The organism is Pseudomonas sp. GNP012, assembly GCF_054343835.1.
Genome location: NZ_JBTGUU010000001.1, coordinates 2,429,842 through 2,453,325 on the forward strand (window position 1 = coordinate 2,429,842; position 23,484 = coordinate 2,453,325).

Annotated in this window: 24 protein-coding genes; 14 read left to right on the forward strand and 10 right to left on the reverse strand. The window is 55.8% G+C overall.

From position 1 onward, the window contains the following. Nucleotides 1-11 precede the first annotated feature (11 nt). The 5 genes from ACXX83_RS10920 to ACXX83_RS10940 are packed head-to-tail and all read right to left on the reverse strand — an operon-like array spanning nucleotide 12 to nucleotide 5,055. Nucleotides 12-329, reverse strand: coding sequence for a cytochrome C oxidase subunit IV family protein (locus ACXX83_RS10920; protein WP_015095214.1), 318 nt, complete (start codon nucleotides 327-329; stop codon nucleotides 12-14). Between the two features lie 13 nt (nucleotides 330-342). Further along, on the reverse strand, nucleotides 343-1,074 hold the full coding sequence (locus ACXX83_RS10925) for a heme-copper oxidase subunit III family protein (RefSeq protein ID WP_458548441.1): 732 nt from the start codon (nucleotides 1,072-1,074) through the stop codon (nucleotides 343-345). Between the two features lie 6 nt (nucleotides 1,075-1,080). Beyond that, nucleotides 1,081-1,773, reverse strand: coding sequence for a cytochrome c oxidase subunit 3 (locus tag ACXX83_RS10930; protein WP_458548442.1), 693 nt, complete (start codon nucleotides 1,771-1,773; stop codon nucleotides 1,081-1,083). Then, a complete protein-coding gene (gene ctaD, locus ACXX83_RS10935) occupies nucleotides 1,770-3,545 on the reverse strand; it encodes a cytochrome c oxidase subunit I (protein ID WP_458550188.1) in 1,776 nt (591 codons plus the stop codon). The genes ACXX83_RS10930 and ctaD overlap by 4 nt, the downstream gene beginning before the upstream one ends. Before the next feature lie 43 nt (nucleotides 3,546-3,588). Then, nucleotides 3,589-5,055 carry a c-type cytochrome gene (locus ACXX83_RS10940; protein WP_458548443.1) on the reverse strand — a complete coding sequence of 489 codons (1,467 nt, stop codon included), beginning with the start codon at nucleotides 5,053-5,055 and terminating at the stop codon, nucleotides 3,589-3,591. 293 nt (nucleotides 5,056-5,348) lie between these two features. On the opposite strand from ACXX83_RS10940, the gene ACXX83_RS10945 reads away from it, so the two are divergent. Continuing rightward, nucleotides 5,349-5,687 (forward strand): hypothetical protein, encoded by a 339-nt coding sequence (locus ACXX83_RS10945; RefSeq protein WP_126045937.1) that lies wholly within the window; start codon nucleotides 5,349-5,351, stop codon nucleotides 5,685-5,687. 113 nt (nucleotides 5,688-5,800) lie between these two features. On the opposite strand, the gene ACXX83_RS10950 is transcribed toward ACXX83_RS10945, so the two are convergent. Both ACXX83_RS10950 and ACXX83_RS10955 read right to left on the reverse strand, forming a co-directional pair. Beyond that, on the reverse strand, nucleotides 5,801-6,193 hold the full coding sequence (locus ACXX83_RS10950; RefSeq protein WP_458548444.1) for a GFA family protein: 393 nt from the start codon (nucleotides 6,191-6,193) through the stop codon (nucleotides 5,801-5,803). A gap of 34 nt (nucleotides 6,194-6,227) precedes the next feature. Next, complete coding sequence (locus ACXX83_RS10955; protein WP_049810835.1) at nucleotides 6,228-7,028, reverse strand: hypothetical protein; 801 nt, start codon at nucleotides 7,026-7,028, stop codon at nucleotides 6,228-6,230. 245 nt (nucleotides 7,029-7,273) lie between these two features. Between ACXX83_RS10955 and ACXX83_RS10960 the strand changes: the two genes are divergently transcribed. The 3 genes from ACXX83_RS10960 to ACXX83_RS10970 all read left to right on the forward strand — a co-directional run bounded on the left by ACXX83_RS10960 (nucleotide 7,274) and on the right by ACXX83_RS10970 (nucleotide 8,945). Next, the gene (locus ACXX83_RS10960) at nucleotides 7,274-7,954 is read left to right on the forward strand and encodes a DUF3313 domain-containing protein (protein ID WP_458548445.1); all 681 of its coding nucleotides are present in this window, start codon (nucleotides 7,274-7,276) and stop codon (nucleotides 7,952-7,954) included. A 104-nt stretch (nucleotides 7,955-8,058) separates the two neighbouring features. Then, nucleotides 8,059-8,520, forward strand: coding sequence for a hypothetical protein (locus tag ACXX83_RS10965; protein WP_458548446.1), 462 nt, complete (start codon nucleotides 8,059-8,061; stop codon nucleotides 8,518-8,520). 83 nt (nucleotides 8,521-8,603) lie between these two features. After that, on the forward strand, nucleotides 8,604-8,945 hold the full coding sequence (locus ACXX83_RS10970; RefSeq protein ID WP_015095224.1) for a hypothetical protein: 342 nt from the start codon (nucleotides 8,604-8,606) through the stop codon (nucleotides 8,943-8,945). A 28-nt stretch (nucleotides 8,946-8,973) separates the two neighbouring features. Here the strand turns inward: ACXX83_RS10970 and ACXX83_RS10975 are convergent, their stop codons facing one another. Then, nucleotides 8,974-9,216, reverse strand: coding sequence for a hypothetical protein (locus ACXX83_RS10975; protein WP_458548447.1), 243 nt, complete (start codon nucleotides 9,214-9,216; stop codon nucleotides 8,974-8,976). A 506-nt stretch (nucleotides 9,217-9,722) separates the two neighbouring features. Between ACXX83_RS10975 and ACXX83_RS10980 the strand changes: the two genes are divergently transcribed. The 7 genes from ACXX83_RS10980 (at nucleotide 9,723) to ACXX83_RS11010 (ending at nucleotide 15,534) form a co-directional block, all read left to right on the forward strand. Further along, complete coding sequence (locus tag ACXX83_RS10980) at nucleotides 9,723-10,544, forward strand: winged helix-turn-helix domain-containing protein (RefSeq protein WP_458548448.1); 822 nt, start codon at nucleotides 9,723-9,725, stop codon at nucleotides 10,542-10,544. Next, a complete protein-coding gene (locus ACXX83_RS10985; protein WP_458548449.1) occupies nucleotides 10,541-11,023 on the forward strand; it encodes a hypothetical protein in 483 nt (160 codons plus the stop codon). The genes ACXX83_RS10980 and ACXX83_RS10985 overlap by 4 nt, the downstream gene beginning before the upstream one ends. 180 nt (nucleotides 11,024-11,203) lie before the next feature. Further along, nucleotides 11,204-11,494 (forward strand): hypothetical protein, encoded by a 291-nt coding sequence (locus ACXX83_RS10990; protein WP_458550189.1) that lies wholly within the window; start codon nucleotides 11,204-11,206, stop codon nucleotides 11,492-11,494. Nucleotides 11,495-11,672: 178 nt separating this feature from the next. Beyond that, complete coding sequence (locus ACXX83_RS10995; protein WP_217835273.1) at nucleotides 11,673-12,005, forward strand: hypothetical protein; 333 nt, start codon at nucleotides 11,673-11,675, stop codon at nucleotides 12,003-12,005. Nucleotides 12,006-12,110: 105 nt separating this feature from the next. Next, nucleotides 12,111-13,127, forward strand: coding sequence for a helix-turn-helix domain-containing protein (locus ACXX83_RS11000; RefSeq protein WP_458374592.1), 1,017 nt, complete (start codon nucleotides 12,111-12,113; stop codon nucleotides 13,125-13,127). 240 nt (nucleotides 13,128-13,367) lie between these two features. Further along, on the forward strand, nucleotides 13,368-14,963 hold the full coding sequence (locus tag ACXX83_RS11005; protein WP_458548450.1) for an EAL domain-containing protein: 1,596 nt from the start codon (nucleotides 13,368-13,370) through the stop codon (nucleotides 14,961-14,963). Nucleotides 14,964-15,033: 70 nt separating this feature from the next. Next, a complete protein-coding gene (locus ACXX83_RS11010; RefSeq protein ID WP_218485004.1) occupies nucleotides 15,034-15,534 on the forward strand; it encodes an outer membrane beta-barrel protein in 501 nt (166 codons plus the stop codon). Nucleotides 15,535-15,801: 267 nt separating this feature from the next. On the opposite strand, the gene ACXX83_RS11015 is transcribed toward ACXX83_RS11010, so the two are convergent. After that, nucleotides 15,802-19,509, reverse strand: a complete 3,708-nt coding sequence (locus tag ACXX83_RS11015; protein WP_458548451.1) for a hypothetical protein — start codon at nucleotides 19,507-19,509, stop codon at nucleotides 15,802-15,804. Between the two features lie 459 nt (nucleotides 19,510-19,968). Here ACXX83_RS11015 and ACXX83_RS11020 point away from each other — a divergent pair, with 459 nt between their 5' ends. Beyond that, a complete protein-coding gene (locus ACXX83_RS11020; RefSeq protein ID WP_041474875.1) occupies nucleotides 19,969-20,217 on the forward strand; it encodes a DUF6137 domain-containing protein in 249 nt (82 codons plus the stop codon). A 192-nt stretch (nucleotides 20,218-20,409) separates the two neighbouring features. Here the strand turns inward: ACXX83_RS11020 and ACXX83_RS11025 are convergent, their stop codons facing one another. Beyond that, nucleotides 20,410-22,020: a mechanosensitive ion channel family protein gene (locus ACXX83_RS11025; RefSeq protein ID WP_458548452.1), complete on the reverse strand. Its 1,611-nt coding sequence runs from the start codon at nucleotides 22,018-22,020 to the stop codon at nucleotides 20,410-20,412. Nucleotides 22,021-22,321: 301 nt separating this feature from the next. Between ACXX83_RS11025 and ACXX83_RS11030 the strand changes: the two genes are divergently transcribed. Both ACXX83_RS11030 and ACXX83_RS11035 read left to right on the forward strand, forming a co-directional pair. Next, nucleotides 22,322-22,624, forward strand: a complete 303-nt coding sequence (locus tag ACXX83_RS11030; protein ID WP_458548453.1) for a transposase — start codon at nucleotides 22,322-22,324, stop codon at nucleotides 22,622-22,624. Between the two features lie 8 nt (nucleotides 22,625-22,632). After that, the gene (locus tag ACXX83_RS11035; protein WP_256582901.1) at nucleotides 22,633-23,457 is read left to right on the forward strand and encodes an IS3 family transposase; all 825 of its coding nucleotides are present in this window, start codon (nucleotides 22,633-22,635) and stop codon (nucleotides 23,455-23,457) included. The last annotated feature ends 27 nt before the right edge of the window (nucleotides 23,458-23,484 follow it).

Genomic DNA, 23,484 nt, shown 5'->3' on the forward strand with positions numbered 1-23,484 from the left:
CCGAAAACTGCTTACTGACCAAAGAAAATGACCCGGCTGAGGAAAATGTAGTCGGCCTCGGTGGCCATCAGTCCGACGAGCACCAGCAAACACAAAGGCGGCACCAATATGGCGTAGACCATAGCCAGCCGTTCCCAGGCCATATGCATGAAGATGGAGACAATCAAACCTGCCTTCAACAGCATGAAAATGATGATCAGGGACCACCGAAGGTAACCTTGGAAGTGGAAATAGTCGACCAGGTACGACAGCGTGCTGAGGACGAATAACAGCCCCCAGATTTTGAGGTACAAACTGATTGGATGTTGCTGTCCCTGAGCATGTGCCATCACCTGTGCTCCTCTACCATAAATAGAAGAAAGCAAAAATAAACACCCACACCAAATCCACGAAGTGCCAGTAAAGCCCGGCTATCTCGACATTCTGATAGTTTCCGGAGCGCTCATAATCCCCGCGCATTACTTTCAGCGCCACAATACTGAGGTAGATGGCGCCGATTGACACATGCAGCCCGTGAAAACCGGTAATCATGAAGAAGCTGGCACCAAATTGCGCCGCCCCCATGGGGTTCCCCCACGGACGCACCCCTTCTGCAATGAGCTTGCTCCATTCAAATGCCTGCATGCCGACGAAAGCCACACCCAAGGCAGCGGTCGCCAGCATCATGGCAGTCGTTTTCGCGCGATCACGGCGATAGGCGAAATTAACGGCCATGGCCATGGTGCCGCTGCTACTGATCAGCACGAAGGTCATGATGGCGATCAGAATAAGCGGGATTTCCGCTCCTGCGATCGTCAATGCAAACACTTCACTCGGATTCGGCCAGGCCGTAGTGATGGTCATGCGTACTGACATGTAGCCGGTTAAAAAACAGGTGAATATAAACGTATCGCTGAGCAGGAATATCCACATCATCGCCTTGCCCCAGGGCACCTGCTTGAAGGCGTCTTTATCCGAGGACCAGTCGCTGGCGATGCCTTGCCATCCCGGCGCAGGTGGCGAACCTGGTGGATTGGACGAACTGGTCTCGGCTTGGACCTGGGCGTGGACTTGGGCTTGCGGGTGCGATGCCATGGCTGTTCACCTCAGGCCGCAGAATCTGGCGATGGCTTCATAGGTTTGCGGCGAGCTGGCCAGCAGAGCGAACAGCACGAACCAGAGACCCAGCAAGTAATGCCAATAGATGGCACAGAGCTCTACGCTGGCGCTCAATTGCGCCAATGGCGCATGACGCACAAATCTGGCGACGATCCAGCACCAGGCGATCAGTCCGCCCAGCAGGTGGAGCCCATGCAGGCCGGTCAACAGATAGAAGAAACTGTTGGCCGGATTGCTGGCGACAAAGTAGCCCCAGGAGACAAACTGCTGCCAGACCCAGAATTGCCCCGCCAGAAAGGCAATTGCAAAGACGCCCCCCAGTGCAAAACCCATCACGGTTGCGACCGGCCGAGCCTTTCGGGCAGCCATGCGCGACCACTGCAGTGCGATGCAACTCAATAGCAGAAAAGCCGAATTCAGCCATAGCGGCTGCAGATTGCCTAACGGCGCCAAAGGCTCCGTCAGGGGTAGCCAGTCGGCCATTTGTGAACGGGCGACAAAGGCGATCAGGAAGAGGAAGAATAACGAACTCACCACCACCAGAAACAAGCGCAAGCCCACTCTTGCGATTTGACTTCTATTGGCACCCTCGGCGGCCTGAACACCCTCAGGGTCGCGATTCCAACTGCCGCCGGGGTCAGCGCCGTCGGCGTTTCTCAATAGCAGCCTGTTCATGTCTTGACGTCCGCTATTTTAGTCCCGGCACTGAGTTGCCGCATCTGCTCCAGCTCCTCGGCGGAGACCGTTTGCGGCACGAAATCCTGTTCTATCCCCGGTACGCTGTAGTCATAGGCCCAGCGATGTACGACCGGCAATTTCTCTCCCCAGTTACCGTGTTTCGGCGGGGTGTGCAGCGTTTGCCATTCCAGGCTGGCCCCGCCCCAGGGATTACTGCCTGCTGGCTTGCCCTTGAACGCACTCCAGGCCATGTTGAACACGAACAACAACTGGGAAACCCCGACGGCCAATGCGACTACCGTAATGAACGCATTCAGCTCTTGCGCCGACTGCGGGATGAACGCGTAGTTTTCATAGGCGTAGTAGCGGCGTGGCATGCCCTGGAAACCCAGGTAGTGCATGGGGAAGAAGATGGCGTAGGTGCCCAGGAAGGTAATCCAGAAATGCAGTTTGCCCAGGGTGTCGTTGAACATGCGCCCGGTGACTTTCGGGAACCAGTGATAAATACCACCGAACACCACCAGTACCGGTGCGACCCCCATGACCATATGAAAATGGGCGACGACGAAATAGGTGTCCGAGAGCGGAATATCCACGATCACATTGCCCAGAAACAACCCGGTCAGACCGCCGACCAGGAAGGTGACGATAAAGGCCAGGGCAAACAGCATCGGCACGGTCAGATGGATGTCGCCGCGCCACAGGGTCAGCACCCAGTTATAGACTTTCAGCGCGGTCGGCACCGCGATGATCAAGGTGCTGACGGCGAAAAAAAAGCCAAAGTACGGGTTCATTCCGCTGACATACATATGGTGCGCCCAGACCACAAAACTCAGTACCCCGATCGCAACAATGGCCCATACCATCATTCGGTAGCCGAAGATGTTTTTACGCGCATGGGTGCTGATCAGGTCCGAGACCAGGCCAAATGCAGGGAGCGCAACGATGTAGACTTCCGGGTGGCCGAAAAACCAGAACAAGTGCTGGAACAATATCGGGCTGCCACCCTGGTGATCGAGCTGCTGCCCCAGCGAGACCATCGCCGGCATGAAGAAGCTGGTGCCCAACAGCTTGTCAAACAACATCATGACCGCGCTGACGAACAACGCAGGGAAGGCCAGCAAGGCCATGATCGAGGCCATGAAGATGCCCCATACCGAAAGCGGCATGCGAAACAATGTCATGCCGTGCGTGCGCGCCTGCAACACCGTGGTGACGTAGTTCAACCCGCCCATGGTGGCGGCAACAATAAAAATCGCCAGCGAGACGAGCATCAGGACAATGCCCCACTCGACGCCCGGTGTCCCCTGAGCGATGGACTGTGGCGGATAGAGCGTCCAGCCGGCACCCGTGGGGCCGCCCGGGACGAAAAAACTGCTGAGCAAGACCACTACCGCCAGCAGGTAAAACCAGTAACTGAGCATGTTGACATAGGGGAAGACCATGTCGCGGGCGCCCACCATCAGCGGGATCAGATAGTTACCGAAGCCCCCCAGAAACAGGGCCGTCAGCAAGTAGATGACCATGATCATGCCGTGCATGGTCATCGCCTGATAGTAAGTACTGGCATCCATGAACGCCAAACTGCCTGGGAAGCCGATCTGCATGCGCATCAAGCCGGACAGCACCAGGGCGATAAGCCCCACGAACAGAGCCGTCAAGGAATATTGAATGGCTATGACCTTGTGGTCCTGACTCCAGATATATTTGGTCAGGAAGCTTTTGGGCTCGTGCAGTGCTTCTGTTTCGGCTTGCTCCGCATAGGCCATCACGTCATCCTCGTTCCGAAGTTTCAGTGTGTTTCTGGCTGCTTTACGGCTGTTTCCCTGGCTCCGCCTTGGTCGCATCAGCGTCAGCATTCGCTTTGGATTTGATAAAAGCGATCAGTGCATTCAGTTCCTCGTCACTCAGAGCCATGGCTGGCATGACGGCTGCGTAGCCCTTGACGATTTGGGCATTGGGATGAAGAACCGACTCTTTCAAATAGCCCTCATCGACCTTTACGCTCGTATCGTCGGCAAGGGTTTCGGTCTTGCCATACAGGCCCTTCCAGCTAGGGCCTACGCCCTTGTTGCCATCGACACTGTGGCAGACCAGGCAGCCAAGCGACCCGGCCAGTCGCTGTCCCTGCGCCACCAGGTCTTCACCCGGACTCGACGCTTCGCCAGTCGAATTTTGATCAGCACCCAATGATTTGATCAGGGCGATGACGGCACCCATTTCGTCGTCTTTGAGAGTATAGGCCACCATGACCGGCGGGTAGCCCTGTACCAGGCGGGCCTTCGGATCGAGAATCGACTCTTTCAGGTAGGCCTCATCGACCCGCACGCTGGTGCCATCGGCAAGCTGTTCGGTGCGACCGTACAGCCCCTTCCATCCCGGGCCGAGACTGGCACTGCCATCCAGGCTATGGCAGGCCTTGCAGCCGTACTGCTCGACCAACTGGCGGCCTTTTTCCAGCACGCTGTCTCGACCGGGCTTGGCAGCTGTGGTCAATGTCTGTGCAAAGGTCGGCTGGCCTTTTAGCCATTGATCGAAGACGCCCTGCTCTTCCACGATCATGTGGCCACGCATGTTGTAATGACCCACACCACAAAATTCAGCGCAAAGGACTTCGTATTTTCCGGTTTTAGTCGGCGTAAACCAGAAGTACGACACCATCCCTGGCACCATATCCATCTTGCTGCGAATTTGCGGTACATAGAAATCGTGCAGAACATCTTTAGAGCGCAGTAGAACTTTCACCGGCCGATCGAGCGGAAGGCGAACTTCGTTATTCATGACAAGCACATCGTCCTGGCCTGCAGGATCCTTGGGATCAAGACCTAGGGGATTGGCGGCGTCGACAAACCTGATATCCGACTTGCCCAGCTTTGCGTCTTGCCCGGCAAAACGAAAGGCCCACTGCCACTGCTGGCCAACCACTTCAAGTTCGTAGGCATCTTTCGGTACCCGGATGAAATCGTTGTAGACAACCAGACCTGGCGCCAACATCCCGGCGATACCTGCCGAGGTAACGATGATCAACCAGGTTTCCAGTTTTTTGTTTTCCGGCTGGTAGGCCGCCCTGGAACCCGCCTTGTGACGATACCGAATCACCGCTACCGCCATGAATACCGTGATGGCAATGAAAAATATTCCGCTGATGATCAGGGTGATGAACAGGGTGGTGTCTATGGATCCCCAGTTGGACGCTGCCGGTGTCGCATGCCAGGGCGCCAGTATGTGGAATAGCACGGAGGCAATAACGATGAGTATCAAGACAATTGCTATTGCCATTTGCTCTTCATCCTATTCCTGTTGTTCATTGGTTATGCAAAAAGCATCGCCACTGACGTCCAAGCAGGGCTGACAAATACCACCCGTCCGGGCGTTAAAGTCAGTAAGAAGTATAGAGCCATCGGCTTGTACCGTGAGGCCGCCAAGGGAGTTCCGGTTGCCAGCTATACTTGATTTTTGATGACGGATGGCAACGTTCGAACCCTGCCTTTGTAGAGTCGTCAAACGAATGTGGTGACATTGAGCAGGGACGATAGCCACAGGGTCCAGCAATCCACATGGGAGGTTTCGTCATGAGTGCCCTGACGATCGAAGGCTGGTGCAAAACCAGCAGCGACCAAAAGTCCACCCCGATGGGGGAAGTCCATTTCTACGTCGACGGACCTCTCCATCTGCGTCTGGAAGAGGCCGAAGAGCGTCTGCAGAAGACCCACGAGCGTGAAGCCATGGTCGATGTCGATATGGAATCGATGGATTTGATCATGCCCGAGGGATACGCGCCCCTGTCCGACTGTCAGATGCGCGTCTATCTGCACCACGAACGCGGTCAGTTTCATCTGGTCGGGCATCGTGCGAGCGATGGCAGCCTGATTTATACCAACGCGGTGTTGATCGATCAGCTGCTTGAGTAGCGGCGAGAGATTCGCTGCATCTATCGTTCTGTGCGGTGCGGTGCTGAAAACTAACTGAGCGTTGAGCCGGACACCCGGAGCCTCAAGACCTGGCGTACCGCAATGCGTGCCCGCTAGTCCTCGAAACGCCCCGTGGAATCCCGATCGCGCTCGTAGCGTCGTGTGAGCGCAAACGCCGGCAGCCAGGCCTCACGCCGCACGACCCAGCTCTCGTAGGTCGGCGTCAGTTGGTCCGGGGTATCCAGGGATCCGAGGTTCACTTCGATTTCATCTGCACTGCGCGCGAACACGGAGGAACCGCAGTGCGGACAGAAATGCCGCCCTGCGTAGTCACGTGTTTCGCCTTCGATCGTCACGGCATCCTGATGAAATATCGCAGACGCGTGGAACAGCGCCCCATGATGCTTGCGGCAGTCGAGGCAGTGACAAACGCCAACCCGAAACGGACGCCCCGATGCGACAAGGCGCACCTTGCCGCACAAACAACCGCCGGTGAATCGGTCCATGGGGTGTCTCCTCCAGGCCGTCCGATACGGCGTATCAGCGTGGAAACAGAAGCGTCACCGCGGCGCGAAAGCCCCAGCCTTGCGGCCCGTCCTCCGGGCTGTCGAGCCAGTAGCGCGGGCCGGCCTGCACCGTCAGCGGTTGACCGCCGATCTTCAACAATTGGGTGACCGTGAGGTTGACCGGGACCGACCATTCCCGCGATTGCCAGTTGTAGGTTGACTCGGTGTTGACCCCGTAGGTCGTGAGCGTATGGGTGGTGTACGAGAGGAAGGGTTGCAGGAAGGTCTGGTTGACCTTTTCCTTATCGTCCGGCGGGCTGTCGTCCAGGCCCCAGATATGGTTGGCCAGGATGCCGCGGGTCCAGCCATTGGACTGTTTCAACGCCACTCCCGTCGGGCCCAGACCCCATTGCTCGCTGCCGAGCAACTCGTCACTGCCGGTCGGTATCAGCAACGCCGGGCCGGCACCGAGTATCCAGCCACTTGCCGTCGGCTTGGTCGGCGAGAAGAAAAAACTCTGGGTGATATCGCCGGTGCCGGATTTGTCCGCCGCACCATTGGGGGCCAGGCCGTGCTGGTCGATGATCGGCAGAATGGTGCGAGAAATGAGATTCCAGTCCTCGTTCAAGGCAAACGGCAGCACCGGCTGGAGATTGGTCACGCTGTGCATGCCCTCCCCGGTCGGCCCCATTTTCTGGTCCCAGTTGTACTGCACCGGCAGGCTGTACATGGCTGCGACCGGGTTGAGGGCTTTCTTCGCCAGTTCCGCAGAGTCCTCGGCCTGAGTCACCGGGACAAAACCCAACACCACGACGAATGTCGAAGCGGTACCCATCCACCGTATTTTCACATCCATTCTCACTCACCTGTAGAGGTCAGAGCCGGGTAGCACAGGGTTAGCGTAGGCAACTGTGATCGATGTGCAACCCGGTCCTGCCACCCGCTGGCCGTGTGTTTAAGGGTTTTTGAGAGTTATTGATTCGGATTATCCCGCTACTGCAGGCAGCATTCGGCCCGCATTGACCGGCGTGCAAACACCTGTACCCGAATGACAACTTTCATCACGTGAGAACCGAACACATGGGCATGTCGAATAAATGGATTGCGGGTATTGCTTTGAGCTGTGTATTTCAGGTCGGCTGTGTCTCGAAAGTGGCGCAACAGGAGCAATACTCGGGCTTCCTGGGCAATTACCAGGGCCTGGAGGAGCAAACCACGCCGAGTGAACAGAAGGTCCTGCGCTGGGTATCGCCGGGGTTCGATCCTCGCGCGTACTCCACTGTGGTGTTCAGGCAGATGGAACTGTATCCAGCGCCGAAACCAACCGCGCGCGTCAGCCTGAAGACCCTGCAGGACCTGCAATTGATGGCCAGCAACAGCGTCAAGCTCGCCTTTGCCCGCCGCTATGCGATCGTCCCTTATCCGCAACTGGCACCGACCAATTCGCGATCGCTGATCCTGCAAGCGGCGATCACTCACGTCAGCGCCAACAACGAAGGCATGCACTGGTATGAGGCCGTTCCGATCGGCGCCATTGTCGGGGCAACACAAGCAGCCACCGGCCATCGGGATCAGACTGCCGAGATGTACATCGAAGCCAACCTGATCGATGCCAAGACCGGTATGCCGGTCGCGAAGATCGTTCGCAAGGTGTTTGGCGCGACACTCGACAATGCCCAACAGCCGGTGCTTGCCAGTGACTTCAAGGTCGCGCTCAAAAGCATGACAGACGATATGCAGGCCCTGCTCCTCAAGCACTGATGCCCGGATAAACCCCATCGCACGCAGGCTGGCATGGGGTTTGAACCGTGCTTGTTCTCTAACAAAACCGTCAGCCGTGCCGACGCCTGACGTGAGACCCCATCATGAAAATACTGGCCCATACCCTGGCGGTGCTCATGCTGTTGCCGAGCACCAGCGCCCTGGCAGTGACGGTGATCCCCCTCAAAGGTCAGACTTCCCAGGCCATCCAACAGGACACCAGTGCCTGCCAATCCCAGGCCAACGCACAACATCCGGTACAAAGCACCGTGCCGACCGGTGGTCGGGCAAAGGGCGCCGCAACCGCCGCCGTAGCCGGGGCGACCGCGGCCGAGGTCCGGGGCCGCCAACATGAAAACGTCTATGACCAGATCGACGACGACACCCGGCAAGACTATCGCCAGAACCACGCGCGCAGTGCCGCGGCGGCCGGTGCCGTGGTGGGGGCTTCCAGGCAACGCCAGGCGCGCCGGCAGAATGATGCGGCGAGCGAGCAAAGCGTCACCGCCAATAACTCCGTCTATAGCAGCTGCCTGCAGCAGCGTGGCTACGATGTGTTGCCTTGATCGGCGGCGACAATGATCAGAAACATTGGCCGACCTTCTTCACCATGACTCAACGAACCGATTCGAATTTGAGGGCTTCACCGATGCGCCTAGCAGGTGTTCCAGTCGTGATCCTCGCTTCCTGGCTCCTGGCCGGTTGCACCGCCTCCCCTAACAGCCCGACTTCATCGTTGCAAACGGACAAATCGCCCGAGCAGTATGTCGACTGCCTTGTACCGAAGTTGAAGGACAACGCGATGAGCCCGGTTGTATCTGGCAGCGAACGCAGTTACCGGGTTGTCGTTTCGAGCAAAATTGCCGTAGACACCGTGCTGGAAACCCACAGGGCACAGGATGGAGGCAAGGTGTATCTGTACGAGCGCCAATTGCTGGCCTCGACCTTCAGGCCATCGAGCATCGAGCGTGCTGCGCAGGAATGCCTGTAACGCCGATACCCTCCGCAAAAAAGGTTCTTCACGCATCCCGGGAACCTGTAGGAGCCAGCCTGCTGGCGATGGACTCAAGCGCGCCGCGTTCATCCAGGTCACACGCGTTATCGTTGACGACCATCGCTGGCAAGCCAGCTCCTGCAATTTCCCGGGCTTGCATGAAAAAAACCAAAAAAAACCCCGCGTCCTCCATGAAGGGCGCGGGGCAAAAGCCGTTGAACGAGAGGTGAGGATCGTTTACGCCGCGCATGAACGCGATGAGTGTCAACGCTCCTCGAGATCCATTAAAAGCGCTAACGAGCCCGGTTCAAAGCTAATTGGAATCAAAAATAATCTGCCGTTGAACGGGCGCACAAACAACAATCATTGACTTGTATTGTGAACACTCTCGCCCCGTTCGGGAGCGACTAAAGCCTTGTCTGGACTGCGCAGGCAATCCGCTCAGACCCAGTCGCCGCGCAAACCCACCCGCCCGAGCTTGCAGTTTTCGGATAGCGCAGAATATCCATTCAAAGCATTATTCATGCTGTCAAAATCAAAAACCGTGGGTCATCCAGCAATGCTTTTCCTTTGTCTGATTCAACTGATGCCTCTGACAGGCAGGGCTGTTTACCGCACTGCACGCTCCTGAAACGAGCCGGTCCCGCAATGTAAAGGCGACACACAGCGCGACTTGCGCACGGTCCCCATCTTCGTTCACCTCCCAGTCCAGAATGTACCGAGCCAAATCCGGCCCCTATACTCAGGCCAGTACCGCCTGATCGGAAGATTTCTATGAGCTACACCTTCAAGTTGAAAAATGGCGCCGTGGCGATATTCGACCCGGACAGCGCCATGCTCTCCCTTACAACACCCCATGGAGATGTACAGAATTCCACGCTAGGCAGAGCCGAATCGCGTCTATTGGACCTGCTGCTGATGGAGCCAGGTGTCACTAAAAGCCGCGATGAAATCATCGACTACACCTGGAATGACCGCGTAGTTGCTTCCGGCAGTTTGAATCAAACCGTTTTCTCACTACGAAACATTTTGAATGACAGTCGCGATCACGAGATCCTGATGACTGTTCCTCGCCGGGGATATTGCTTCAACCGGCACTTTATCGTCGATGCAGCAGCCGACGTACCGGCTCCCTCAGAAGAAGCTGTGCAGCCACCGGTTGCCACTGCTGGACAACGACCGCCGCCGAATGGCGATGAGTCGCAGGCGCCCTCGAGTAAAACCGAAAAATCCACCCGCATTACCAAGGCCCAACTGATCGCTTATATCGTTACCCTGGCAGTCGTTGCCTTGACGGTCTTTCAGTTCGACTTCGAAGCGCCAAAAATTGAAATATCCAGTGTCGACAAGAATGGACTGATCATCCACGCCGTAGGCAATGATCTTGCCGAGGCACAAGCGTTGTTGGAGCTATCGGCCAAACAATCAGAACAGCTTCCACCCAACCTGAAGGGGCAAGTCTGGATCAACCTGTATAAAACCAACTATTCCGTTTCGTGCATTCGCCCGGATCTAAGCACTGCAAATCTACAATTAAACAGCGCCGAAAAAGACCTCGCCATGATGATTCGTCAATGCTTGGAAGTCACCTTATGAAGTTTGAAATTCCGCAAGCGGCTCACTGGCCGGTTATCGCCTTGATCAATGCACTCTGTGTTTTCTCCATTTTTTATTCTCCTTCGCACTACATGGAAAATACCAGCTATCAAACAAAGACCCGGCAATGGCTGGAAGATCTCAATCAACTCAACACCGAAGAGTATCTCACTATCGGGCATGGTCGACTCACCGGGACCACGCTGGAAAGCCTGAATGGGAAAATCCGCAATGCAACCATATCGGCAAATATAATCAAAGAAAGCAAAACGCAAGTACAGATCAAAATCAGTAACGTCAAACTCAGCCAGGACAATGAACTCTTTGCCATTGAAAAAACCCCTGACCTGTTCTTCAGACGCCAATACGTCTTGCAAGAAGGCGCCATTCTGAACTACGAATTGATTCCCACGCAGAATAAAAACGCCGTATGCTTTTACATACATGATCTTGGCCGTTTGCGCTGCCTGAACCATTAATTGACTCAGCACTCGCCTGGCACAGGCTCATATCAAAAATCACTCCTGATAAAAATAACAGTTATTGACTTGAATCAGATGGCGTCCCGAAAAAAAATCCCCCGCCAATAATCTCTGGAATCGAGCCTGCTTGATTCTCGTCCGGGACAATGCCCTACACAGGGGAATCAAGTGAAAACAATGCATTTCCTGCGAAGCAATAAATCGACGACCTTCGGATGGCTGGCGGTTCTATTTCTGTCTGCCCTGCCATTTTGTTCGTTAGCGAACGACGAACACTCCGTCGAAAGCACGACCATTGAATATTATGAAATTCAAACAAATCCGGATGACTCCCAGAAACTATCGCATCTGAAAATTCATAGTGAGAATGAGTATCATGCGGACGAGCAGGACAGTGATTCAGCCCTCCCTACTCCGCCACAAAGTGATACCGGAATGAGTTACGCTACCTCGCTCATATTACTTTGAACAGCGCGGCATTTGCCGTCGCAAGCGGCGATCGGCCTCTTCTGACGACCTGGTAAATATGAGTTATTGACTTTGGAAGGCGCAGTCGGGGTGAGATTATTTTCAGACCACGTCGTGGCAGAGATACAGCTGACACTAGGTTCTGCCTGAATGAACTGTAAATAAGGGAATCGCCTCGATGCTACTGAAAAACTTCGTCACCGTGTCGTTTGGTTTATTGCTTTCGCTCAAGGCCATGGCCGACGACAAGGGCATCTACAGCGCAAAATTGACGAGTGTCGAAACCAACAAGAAGGCTCCGGATTCTGTGAAAACTGGCTATCAGGTAAAAACGGGTTACCGTATTGACGACTTTTATTCCTTTACAGCGGCAGCCATTGACCCGATGAAACCCCAGTCGAAAATATTCAGTCCGATGGTTGACCCGCGCAACGTACAGCAGCTGGACGACTCACCATCGCACAGCAATTACGCGTTTTCAGCGGAGCTGGAAATAATCCGCGGGCTCTGACACCCCTCCCGACGCGGCTGTACCTTCATCCGGCATGTGACCGTCATCGCTGCACGGACAGTCATTGCCTGACCCTAATCATTCAACAGGTGAGCTTTCAATTTCATGAGTATCGCACCTCCCGATGAAATCTTTCATTTGTCTACTGCGTTGCCAAGTCAACTGAACAGAACCATAGGCAACTGGGAAATGAGCCTTATCCCGACCGAGCATGAGGCGCGCATCCGGCAACACAAGCTCTTTCACAGCCCTGAACTGCAGTGCAGTCGCCTTGAGTTCGACTCATCCATCACCCTGGTCAGTTCCGTTCCCGCCGGATTCGTCACATTCGCCATCTCGCAGGCCCCGATTGGCCGCCCCGTCGTGAACAATCACAAACTACGGCCTGACGAAATTATCGTACTGCACAGCGACGAATCGGTGCATTACACCTGCGAACCGAATGAAACACTGTTCACCATCACCACAACACTGGAGCACTATGACCGGTGCCGCCAACTTCACCCTGTCAAAGACATACTTGCGAACAGAACAAAACACAGCTACCAGGTTGATAACTTTCAATTCATACAGTCTGCCATTCAAGCCATCAGCGCCTGCTGTGTCGACATCAATGACGCGGCTTCCCCACAGTACGCTCAAGCAGATCGCTCAACGATTGAAACTGCGGTACTTGCGTCTGTATTGCAATCATTGACCCCCGCTGGCGGCTTTAAACGTAAAGTCCCCACCAGACGGAAGGTGGCGATAGAAGCCATCGAGTACATTCATGACAATGTCAAAAAAACGCTCACCATCAAGTCGCTTGTAAGGCAACTTGAGACTACAACCCGCACCCTGCATTTTGGCTTCATCGAGACATTCGGGATGTCGCCAATCGCCTATATCAGAAACTTGAGACTCGCCAGTGCCCGCCGCGACCTGATCAATAAAACATGGCCCACCGTGACGGAAACCGCCATGTTCTGGAACTTTCATCATCTGGGCCGCTTTTCCAAGGCCTATCAGACTGCTTACGGAGAGACCCCGTCAGAAACGGCCAGGCGCAACTCAGCCAGGCCCAGGAATACCACCTCATCCCTATACAACCAGGTCGTTGGTTCGTTTCCATCTTCCCCCTGAAAATGAGGATTAATAATTTCCGTTGATTAACCATGGATGCCGACAATTGCTTGTTTTCCCACTCAAGGAGATAAGCATGCTTCATCGAATAAACACGCTGCCACTCAAGCAAAAAATCATGCTGTGCATGACCGCCTATGTCAGCGGCATCTTATTGGCCTGGGTCATTGACTGGTACTGAAGAGGTTTAACTCGCGACTGCAAGGTGCACAGTGAAATAATGATACCTCGGGGTTTTCGATGATTGCCGTATATAAAGCGTTATCTGCAAGGCACGCAATCACTGTATGTCTGATTGCTGCAGCGGGCTGGGCCGCATGGTTCTGCGCCGCAGGTCTGGCGGAGTCAGTCGTTGCACGGAAGTTGAATAACGTTTATGCCGATCTGCGTGCGGCTCAAGTGGAGCCCAATGCGCAGATCGACAAGGTACTGGAAGCCCTCGGCGATCTTGATCGCTCAGGTCAGGAATGCTCCGTCGAGCAGTATTCACAACTGGCCGACCTGGTCAAAGACCTGCGATTTGTTGATCAAGCGGCAATCCAGTTGCCCAATGGCAAGATCTGCTCCTCCTATGGACAAGAACTGCCGTCGATACTGGCCGGTAATGAGAAGCGCAAGTTCTCCGTTGGAAGGCGAACCTATTGGGTCGATTCCGGCCACGCCGTTTCTGCGGACACCGACTTTATCATCGTCTCGGAACAGTCGACCTACGTCTGGGCAAACAAGAAGATCCTGCTCGACAACTTGAAGTTTCCCGAGGACCTGCAACTGGACCTCATCGGCCCCGGCGGCGCAGTACCCATTGCGTCTACAGGCCTCAAGCCCCTGCAGATGCTGAAGCCGTTCCACCTTGAAGAACTGGTTGCCTCGGCAGACAAGGTCCTCATCGCCTTTGCAGGCAACCGAAATGAACTGATCTCGGTCATTTCGCTTCCGTCGAGTTACCTGACAGGTCTCAAATTCAAATTATTCATTGGCCTTGCGTGCCTGTTCGCAGCGCTGCTGTTGCTCGCAAGGTGTTTCCAACGGCATTACACCTCCACTGCCGTACGACTTCGCAAAGCCCTGAAAGCCAACACGCTGGGTGTTCACTATCAGCCGATCGTCAATTTGACGACAGGCTATCTGGTTGGCGCCGAATCACTTTCTCACTGGAGCGACAACGGCACCCCTGTGCCTGCGGACGTGTTCATTGCGGTGGCGGAGAAGTCTGACCTGATCCGCAAACTGACGCGTTCGGTGATTCGACAAGTAGCGGAGGATTACAGCACTTACCTTTGGGCGTGCAAGGATTTCTACATCACGGTCAATCTGTCCGCCCAGGATATTCAGGACCCGGACTTCCCAGACTATGTGGCCAGCGTGCTGGCAACCTACAACATGCCTGTCTCAGCCATGGCCTTTGAAATCACCGAAAGAACCATGCTCGACCAGAAGCCTGCCGCCATGCAATTGCGACGGCTTCGGGCGTGCGGTCATCGCATCGCCGTGGACGACTTCGGTATCGGCTACTCCAACCTCTCGCTCCTCGATTCAGTGCCTTTCGACATTCTGAAAATAGATCGCTCGTTCATCGCCGGCGACAAGATCGCAGCCGAGGATGCCCTGTGGCGACACATTGCCCAGTTGGCCAGGTCGCTAAGACTCAAGGTCGTGGCCGAAGGGGTCGAGACTGCGGAGCAACTGCCGCATCTGGTTTCAGAGGGCGTTCTGTTGGCACAAGGCTGGTTGTTCTCCAAAGCGCTGCCTGTCCAGGCGTTGGCAAGACGCTACTTTCAATGCCCGGCAAACAGCCCGCCTCACGACCCGAAAATATCAATCAATGACTTCTATTAACGCCTCATGGCCCCTCAAATGCTCGCCGAACCCTAACACCTGACAAACCTGTACAAGGACTCCACTACACATGCTACTTCGAAACCTTGGCTTCGCTTCACTGCTATCGCTGCTGTCTTTCCAGGCGCTCGCTGATGACAAAGGTTTGTATCTTGGAGCTGGCGTAAGCAGCATCCAGACCGAAGAATCCCGGCTGGACGACGAGGACACCAGCTACAAAGTTTATGCCGGCTATCGCGTCAACAGCTACCTGGCCTTCGAAGGTGCCTACGTCGATCTCGGTCAATTCAAGGACAAGAACATCGATTTCGACGGCAAGTCGGCTCAGGCTGCCGCCCATGTCGGCTTTCCGCTGGGTGATCGGGTGCGGTTGTTCGGCAGTGTCGGTGCTCACGCCTGGGACGCCGACGGTAATGCCACCGACGACGATACCGGGGTTGACCTGACCTACGGTGTCGGCGTGGAATTCGATGTCTTTCGCAACATCGGTGTGCGCGCTGAATACGAAGTGCTGGAGGTCGGAGAGATCGACCTGAATCAGACGACTGCATCCGCCTACATGCTTTTTTAATACCGCTGCAACTGAGCGACCGGCCCCGGTCGCTCATCGCACTCGTCGCAACGTCCCCCCCCTGGCACCGGACCCGATCACCGATGCTCACGTGTGCCTTTGCACCCGCAAGACGCACTCCCTCCCCGCCAAGTGCCAAAAAGCCAACGACACCAAAATCCCGAAGTCCTTCCCGGTTTTTTGAAAGCCCCCCGCTAACACACTAGAACTACAGAATCGTCCTACGCTCAATAACTGGAAAGCCGGCCAATGGGTCCGCGCGATAAATCAACACTCGGTCTGCCCCAAGTAGACTGGACACCTCTGTACAAGAGTCCGCCAGGAATCCAACGTCGTCCAATCGATGCCTTTTTCTAATTCAAAACGACAAACAGGTCCGCGCATCATTATCTGCGTCTGGATGGTCTGCTCAGCGTCGGCGGTATGTCCCCACGGAACCGTGTCCAGGTCCCGCAGCAGACTCGCCAATATGTCCTGATCAAGGCGATCGCCAAATTGAGCGACCAAGTAATGTTTCGCTTGGCGAAATCGAACTCCGGTGCCGATTAGTTGCGCAGCCAAGGGAGATGCGCCACTGCCCGCCACAGCAATTTCGGGAGCATGCCGCACGATCATCCCCGGCATTCCCGATAGCGTTGACGATCCCGCCGCCATGACTCGCTGGAGGTCATCCACCAGGTCCGAACGTTTGAACAGGCAGGCTGCAATCAGATCATCGCCGACATTGAAGACGTCCCGCCTGGCGAGCTCCCAAAGTGCTTCTCTTGGCCACTTGGCTGCCAGAAAAAGGCTGGCTTGACGGAGCGACTCATAACGTTCTGACCACAGTCCATCGTCCTCGGACTCCTCATTCAGCCAGTGCGCATACCCGTCAATTATTCCGCGGCAATAATCGAATCCCCTGCGCAGGCAACGCAAGAGCAGACCACGAACGAGTCGACTCCGCGCTATCGCGGCGACAGTCGACGACAACGGTAGGGCGTGCAAGGCGACGTACTGCGACGCATCATCGAGCATCGCCCGATGCTGGACCAGTGTTGTGAGAATCGCCTTCCATTTCGGCCCATCGAAACGTTCGGCGAAGCCGTCGACGACTTCGTTGGCAACATACGAAAAATCGTAAGAGGCGTCGAATAGCAAACGCGTGGCGACCACAAAATGCCTGAGATTCTCGTAATCCCAAGGATCCGATTCTTGCGCGTGCAGGCGGATGAACAGTGTCCAGGTACCCAGCACCTGTTCGCGCCTGATTCTCAGTGCTGGGAACATCCAGGCACGGAATCGATCCAGGAATACCTCAAACGCCAGGATCCGCGCGATTTCATCCCCGGTGCAGTCCGGTGGTTCCGTCCACTCAACCGAAATCTTACGCGGCGTGAAGACGTAACTGGCTTTGTGCGTTCCCATAGGAATCTGGATCTCGAGCAACTCTCGCTCGAAACGCAGAACCTTTGTCGAGCGACTGCTGAACGTCGAACAGAAGTGTTCGAGCGCTTGTACGCGCCTTGGTAGCTGCTGTGTATCAAGCCGCAGCCCCGCCAGGGAATATTGATGAAGGAGGTTGTGTAGAACGTGAGGATTTTCGTACCGCTGAATTGCCCCGCGGGAAAGCACAATGGCGCCGAACTCGAACCGCCAGTTGCGGTCCTGTATCTCGAATGACTCCGGGATCGCTTCATCAGCCCACTGACTCAGCCAAGTTTGAAAGCACTGGAGCACTGCGGTATCGCCCTCAGAAAGCGATCCCATGCTCAAAAAATCGATCCAGCATTGCATCGCCATGAGGTAGTCGCGGTAGCTGCTAAAATCGCCCTCCTCCACCGCGCGCGCTAGCATTCCTTTTAATGAGGCGTCGTAAGTTTCGACTAATGATCCTCTGATCTGCTCGGCAACGTTTTCCAGACCTGCCTCATACAGTGCGCCTCGCAACGTCAAGTAGGTATGGTTGAGTTGTTGAGGAAGTCGCGCCGTTGCGCCGCCACCCGACACAATGCCTCTAAACGACGCTACTGATTGCCGGAATGCATCCACCGGTTCAAGGACGGCGGGATTATTGAGAGCCTGCCGCGTAAGCAAGATTGCACTCGATATCGGCAACTCCAAGGAACGGATGGATATCATCGCCTCGACAAGCAAGCCATCTTCAAGATCTCGCGACAATGCCTCGAGATAGGAGATGGCATCATCCTGCACATAAACGGGCAGCTGCGCACATTCCGTCCTGACGAAGGCGACGCATTCTAGAATCAACACGGCGTTTTCTCGCCGAAGCGACGTCAGTTGCGCAGCGGCCGAGCCGAGCAGACGACGCAACGTTTGTGGTGGCACCCAAGACATCGCCGCTTCACAGTCGAGCAATGCCATGATGATTCGAAGGTCACCGCTTGTGACCAAGGTGCGTGTCACGAACGACAGAGCGAACAGTGCGCGCAATGGGTTCTGTGGCGTATCCCGAGATACTTGAACGGCACGTTCGTAGTCTCTCGAAAAATCCGTGAGCGCGCGGTACTCATCGGCATACCCTGGATTCTTTGACCGCCAGATTGCCGCGAGCAAGGAAGGTGACTCCACTATGCCATCTGCACGATGCATCCACCTTTCCGGCATCGGTTGTTCGGTGCGTGTGAACAGCCGTTCCCTGGCCTCTCTCGCGATCGGCAGACGACGCAGTTGGGAAAGGATTTCGCTGCAGTCTCGCGACAACTTGCCACCCGGTGCCAACACTTCATCGGTAAAGACAAGAGCGCAATCATCGGGCACCACCAACTCTCGTCGTAGCTCAGTCTGAACTGCTCGCAGCATTGTCGCGTCACCGAGAATGCAGGTGCCACGGTCAAATACAACGCTGTCTGCTCCGGCTGGCATGCGTCGAGTGTCCATCCTGACGCAGGTAATTTTCTGCTGACGGAACATGATACCGGCGTGTTCCTCCGCACTGCCTTCGTCCACTATCACTACCGCCACGTTGGCCTGTTCCCGTGCGTTGAGCGCAAGATACCGGCGCCAAGCGCTCATGAGATCCGGTGCCACTAATGCGCGGCCCGAAGATTGTGCGCCCAGCATCAACAAGCAGGCATCCACAACATCGTAGCGCCCGATCAACGCTTCACGGCATGCGTCGGTCAACACATCACGGTCGCGAAAGGCATCATCAAGATACGCCGGCCGCACCTGCAGCAGATGTAACCGTCGCACTGTCGTCGTGCATAAATGGCGTCCACGCCAGAGCCTAAGGTCTGAACAAGCCGGACGCAGGACCAAGGACGTCGCCAGCGAGCCGGTATTCTGAGCACTGGCGAAACCAAAACCGATCGTATGCGCGACATTCATCAACTGCGGGTTTCTCGGCATGATGGTCGTCACGGACACAAAGCCAAGCGTTGTATCGATGCCCCATTCGCAATCGATAGCCATGAAGTCAAACGTCTGCATCAGCTCGTTGCAAACCGCCTCCATGTGTTCAAGAACTGCCGTGTCCAGATACGGCGAATGATCAGGACCGACATCGATGGAGACATCGATCTTTAGCAGCGGCTGCACAAAGCATGGAATGGCCTCGACTTGATCGTTATGCCCCGAAAGCGCGAGCTGGAGTCGTGCATGCTCAGTAGATCCACTCATGGCCACCGCGGCAACACACTGTATCAGCGCTTCTGGCTCGGGACAGATCAGGCTTTCGTAACCACCGGCATTGACGTGATCCGTCAGATCCTCGTTGCCTGCACTACGCACGATCCAGGGCGCCGGACCACAGACGTTTTCTACGCTTCGCGCCAACCCCGGAAAAGCCTCCTTCAAAGCAGCCTCGTAGATCGATACCGCGTCATCCGCCTTTGCCTGCCCGCCCGCAACTGCAGTTGACAAAGGAGCAATCGGAAAGATGGGCAGCACAAGATTACTCAGGGAATCGAGCTTCCGAATGCGCAGAAGCCGATCCACCTTGGGTCCGTAGAGCTGTTCTTCTTCTGTAATCATGATTTAGCACGCAAGATTCGATGAATGGGATGGTGCAACGTGGCGCTAATCGTCACCGTGCCCCTACGACGAACGCGTTTCGCACAGAAATAAAGCTTTATGAAGTAAGTTGGTTACTTCCGTTATGTGCATCACGCCGAGCAAGTCGCAAACACTAAACATGTAAATGAGGTTGAGAAAGCTGTGCCGACAACAGCTGGAGTAGCATGTTACATTTTCATGTGACAGGAGCTCTTGCAATACCCGATGAGATCGAAAAGCCTTACTGGAGAAGAGTCCTACAAAGCCTAAAGAAAAATACTACGCCACTATTTTATTCCGAGTTAGATTCGGAACTTGCAGCCCGACGAGATTTGACCTGAATTAAATATCGTGCCTTTATCAAAGAGATTAATTACTCTTCGAAACCAGCCAAGTTAAATTCGCTAACTAAAAACCAATCAGCAAGGGGTCACACTCTTGACACCTCATTTCATTCGCCAACTCGTCATTCACACGCTCTGCAATGTGACCGGCGAACCCCCTGAAGCTGTAACAGCCCTCGACAGGGTTGAATTGAGTACACGTGACTGGGAGCAGCTCTTCAGCCGACTGGAAGCGACACTCGACATCCAGACCGGTATGTTGACTTCGGCCGAGCGAACGATCTCCATCGACGCGTTGGTGCGTATGCTGCATGTCAGGCTAAAAGACGACATCGTCATCTGAGCGGTACGTGATCGGAATCGTTGTGAACCCTGACGCGAGGCATAAGCTCCCCCCTCAGGAGGGCTGATCACGTAACATGATGTATTGCTTACGCGCCTCTCCGGGCGGTGGCGACGACTGCGATTTCGGGAACAGCGCGCAAGCCGTGGAGTATGAATCCAAGCATGGCGCGGACTAGCGGTCAGGCGTCAATCAAGGCTCCTCCGACTCTTGCGCCGGCGCCATGTACCACTTGTCCCTGGGCACCCATTTCTCCTGTTGCGGATCACCCAGGTAGTGCGGCGACATGATCTGCACACCGTACTCGTTGAACACATCCTGGATGTTGGCGTGCAGCATGCTCAGCAGCACCGCTCGCGGCCGTGGTTGGCTGGGGATGGCCTGGGCCACCAACCGGTACTCGGGGTAGAAATCCGACAACGCCGTCTGGAACACCTGCGGCGGTGGGGTTTCGAGGACGCCGGGCGTGCGTCTGGCGGCTTCCAGCAACATCCCTTCGACCTGTCGCCAGGGGGTGTCATAGCCAATGGTGACCACGGTGTCGACCACATAACCGGGGCCTTGTACGACCCGAGAGTAGTTCTTGGTGACGGTGCCTGTGATCATCGAGTTGGGCAGGGTCAGTACTTCGCCCAGGCCGGTACGAATGCTGGTGGTGAACATGCCCAGTTCAGTGACCGTCCCTTCGTGCTCGCCAATGCGTACGAATTCACCGGGGCGCAGGGTCCGGGTGTACGTCAGGATCAACCCGGCCGCCGCTTGCCCAACGACGCTGGAAGCACCCAGCGAGATCATCAGGCCGACCAGCACCGACAGGCCTTTGAACGCATCGGTTCCGGCACCCGGCAAGTAGGGATAAGCCATGGCCAGGGCAAACAGCCAGATCGCCAGCGACGTCAGGCGCTGGGTGGGCTTCAGGGTTTCGTGGTTCAGCCAGTTGAAGGTGCCGGGCGTGGCCATGCGCTGCAGTATCCGGCGAGAGAAGACGGTCACGCCTCGCGCAATGAAGAAGATCGCCAGCGCCACGCCGAGCCCGGGGATGGCCCCGAGAATCCCTTGCAGCAAATAGTCGGCGACTTCCAGCAGATAGTTGTTAAGGCTTTCCCCCCAGGGTCGGGTATAGGGAAAACGCGACAGGACAAACCCCAGCCACTCGTAGGTGAGCAGCAGCACGATGACCCAGCGCAGCACTTCCAGCACGCGGCTGACCAAGGGATAGAGGAAGTTGGCGTCGATCAGCGGCACCCGCCCGACCTTCAGGGCCTGGGTGTGCCGATGCATCAGGTCGGGCAGTTTTTTCAGCAATTTGCGCCGTAGAAAAACCATGGCCAGGAGCAGGCCGAGATAGACTCCGGTGGCGAGCAGCGCGGCGCCCACCGAGCGGAGTATCAAGTGCAGGCTGCGAGCTTCCTGGGTTTCGGCCACCACCTGACGCAGTTTTTCAGCCGCAGCTTCCGCGGCTTGCTGCACCGAGTCGAATTCGGTGGCGTCGAAATCCTTGGGCGTAACGATGAAAGCGCGGCGAGAACCCAGCAGCACCATGTAGTTTGTCATGATCGGGTCGAGGGTAACCTTCAGGTTGTCGGCCTCGTCCAGCGCCTCCCCGATCACCGCTTTCGCCCGTTTGACCCGCGAGGCCGGGGCTTCACCGAGGAGGGTCGCGCGAAACACCATGACACTGCGGTTGGCCACTTTCAGTTCAGCAGGCGCATCAGCCACCTTTGGTGAATCCTCGGCCCACAGCTGCAACGACCAGAACAACCCGAAAACAGTGAACAATACAACGAGCAGCCTGCTCCGCATCTGTCAGATCCCTACTTCATAAATTTCTGGTCGAGTGTACGTACCGCAGCGTAGTCCACCGATGAACGGTTGTCAGATGGGTGCTTCTGTAGGAGCGAGCTTGCTCGCGATAAACCAGAGAGCACCGCGGGGCACCTGCCAGCCAGCGTTATCGTTGACGACCATCGCGAGCTCGCTCCTACAGGGTTTGTGTTTTCGCCAGCGGCCAATGCCCTCTGTAGGAGCGAGCTTGAACTGGCCTAATGATTTTGGACACTTCAATCGGGCGCTATGATGGCGCCCAAATCTGAGGTGTTTGGATATGCGTAAATCTTATTCCAGTGAGTTCAAACTCAAGGCCGCCAGCATGGTGCTGGACGAGGGCCAGTCAGTTCCCGATGTTTGTGCCAGTTTGGATATTGGCCCTACGGCCTTGCGCCGTTGGGTCGACCAGGTTCGCAAAGAACGCTTGGGTTCGACCCCGTTGGGGGCCAAGGCAATCACCGCCGATCAGCGGGAGATTCAGCAGCTCAAAGCGTTGCTCAGGCAAAAAGACCTGGACATTGAAATCCTAAAAAAGGCCAGTGCTCTCCTGCTTTTGGACTCCAAAGATCATTCTCGCTGATCAATGAGCTGGACGAGCAGTACGGCGTTAACAATTGCTGTCGGGCGTTTGGAGTCACCCGCAGCAGCTTTTACGCCTGGCGTCAGCGCCAGGGCAAGGTGAATCCTGAACGGGAGAAACTTAAGGCCGTGCTGGTCAAGCATCATAAGGAATCCAGAGCGTCCGCCGGGTCTCGCACCCTGTCCAAGGAACTGCAAGCCAAGGGGCACCGTGTCGGGCGCCATATGGCTCGTAGCTTGATGCGCGAAGCCGGTGTTGCCAGTCATCAACGGCGGCGGCACAAGTACAAATCTTCCGGCGTTGAGGCGCTGGTGGCGCCGCATGTGCTCAAGCGCAAGTTTGATGTCACGGCGGTTAACCAAGTGTGGTGCGGCGATGTGACCTACATCAAAGTCGGCACGCGCTGGATGTATTTCGCGGCGGTGCTGGATCTGTTTGCCCGCAGGATCGTGGGCTGGTCGTTTTCGATGATTTCCGATGCCACGCTGACCTGCGAAGCGTTGCGGATGGCGGTCGACCTGCGAGGCCGGCCAAAAGAGGTGCTGTTTCACTCTGACCAGGGCTGCCAATACACCAGTCATAAATTCAGGAAAGAAATGCGCAAACATGGCCTCCTGCAAAGCATGAGTCGCAAAGGTGAGTGCTGGGACAACGCTCCGATGGAGCGTTTCTTTGGAAGCCTCAAGTCAGAGTGGGTACCAGAAGATGGCTACCGCTCGGAACATGAGGCGCGGGTGGATGTGCAGCGTTATGTGATGCGTTACAACAACGTCAGGCTCCATAGCTACAACGACTACCGGTCGCCGGTAGCTATGGAGAAGCTGGCGGCATGAAACCGTAACTGGTGTCCAAAATTAGTT

What these genes read in the sequence shown, in the direction of transcription:
- ACXX83_RS10920 (WP_015095214.1), bottom strand. Translation starts at nt 329, where the DNA reads ATGGCACATGCTCAGGGACAGCAACATCCAATCAGTTTGTACCTCAAA.
- ACXX83_RS10925 (WP_458548441.1), bottom strand. Translation starts at nt 1,074, where the DNA reads ATGGCATCGCACCCGCAAGCCCAAGTCCACGCCCAGGTCCAAGCCGAG.
- ACXX83_RS10930 (WP_458548442.1), bottom strand. Translation starts at nt 1,773, where the DNA reads ATGAACAGGCTGCTATTGAGAAACGCCGACGGCGCTGACCCCGGCGGC.
- ctaD (WP_458550188.1), bottom strand. Translation starts at nt 3,545, where the DNA reads ATGGCCTATGCGGAGCAAGCCGAAACAGAAGCACTGCACGAGCCCAAA.
- ACXX83_RS10940 (WP_458548443.1), bottom strand. Translation starts at nt 5,055, where the DNA reads ATGGCAATAGCAATTGTCTTGATACTCATCGTTATTGCCTCCGTGCTA.
- ACXX83_RS10945 (WP_126045937.1), top strand. Translation starts at nt 5,349, where the DNA reads ATGAGTGCCCTGACGATCGAAGGCTGGTGCAAAACCAGCAGCGACCAA.
- ACXX83_RS10950 (WP_458548444.1), bottom strand. Translation starts at nt 6,193, where the DNA reads ATGGACCGATTCACCGGCGGTTGTTTGTGCGGCAAGGTGCGCCTTGTC.
- ACXX83_RS10955 (WP_049810835.1), bottom strand. Translation starts at nt 7,028, where the DNA reads ATGGGTACCGCTTCGACATTCGTCGTGGTGTTGGGTTTTGTCCCGGTG.
- ACXX83_RS10960 (WP_458548445.1), top strand. Translation starts at nt 7,274, where the DNA reads ATGGGCATGTCGAATAAATGGATTGCGGGTATTGCTTTGAGCTGTGTA.
- ACXX83_RS10965 (WP_458548446.1), top strand. Translation starts at nt 8,059, where the DNA reads ATGAAAATACTGGCCCATACCCTGGCGGTGCTCATGCTGTTGCCGAGC.
- ACXX83_RS10970 (WP_015095224.1), top strand. Translation starts at nt 8,604, where the DNA reads ATGCGCCTAGCAGGTGTTCCAGTCGTGATCCTCGCTTCCTGGCTCCTG.
- ACXX83_RS10980 (WP_458548448.1), top strand. Translation starts at nt 9,723, where the DNA reads ATGAGCTACACCTTCAAGTTGAAAAATGGCGCCGTGGCGATATTCGAC.
- ACXX83_RS10985 (WP_458548449.1), top strand. Translation starts at nt 10,541, where the DNA reads ATGAAGTTTGAAATTCCGCAAGCGGCTCACTGGCCGGTTATCGCCTTG.
- ACXX83_RS10990 (WP_458550189.1), top strand. Translation starts at nt 11,204, where the DNA reads ATGCATTTCCTGCGAAGCAATAAATCGACGACCTTCGGATGGCTGGCG.
- ACXX83_RS10995 (WP_217835273.1), top strand. Translation starts at nt 11,673, where the DNA reads ATGCTACTGAAAAACTTCGTCACCGTGTCGTTTGGTTTATTGCTTTCG.
- ACXX83_RS11000 (WP_458374592.1), top strand. Translation starts at nt 12,111, where the DNA reads ATGAGTATCGCACCTCCCGATGAAATCTTTCATTTGTCTACTGCGTTG.
- ACXX83_RS11005 (WP_458548450.1), top strand. Translation starts at nt 13,368, where the DNA reads ATGATTGCCGTATATAAAGCGTTATCTGCAAGGCACGCAATCACTGTA.
- ACXX83_RS11010 (WP_218485004.1), top strand. Translation starts at nt 15,034, where the DNA reads ATGCTACTTCGAAACCTTGGCTTCGCTTCACTGCTATCGCTGCTGTCT.
- ACXX83_RS11015 (WP_458548451.1), bottom strand. Translation starts at nt 19,509, where the DNA reads ATGATTACAGAAGAAGAACAGCTCTACGGACCCAAGGTGGATCGGCTT.
- ACXX83_RS11025 (WP_458548452.1), bottom strand. Translation starts at nt 22,020, where the DNA reads ATGCGGAGCAGGCTGCTCGTTGTATTGTTCACTGTTTTCGGGTTGTTC.
- ACXX83_RS11030 (WP_458548453.1), top strand. Translation starts at nt 22,322, where the DNA reads ATGCGTAAATCTTATTCCAGTGAGTTCAAACTCAAGGCCGCCAGCATG.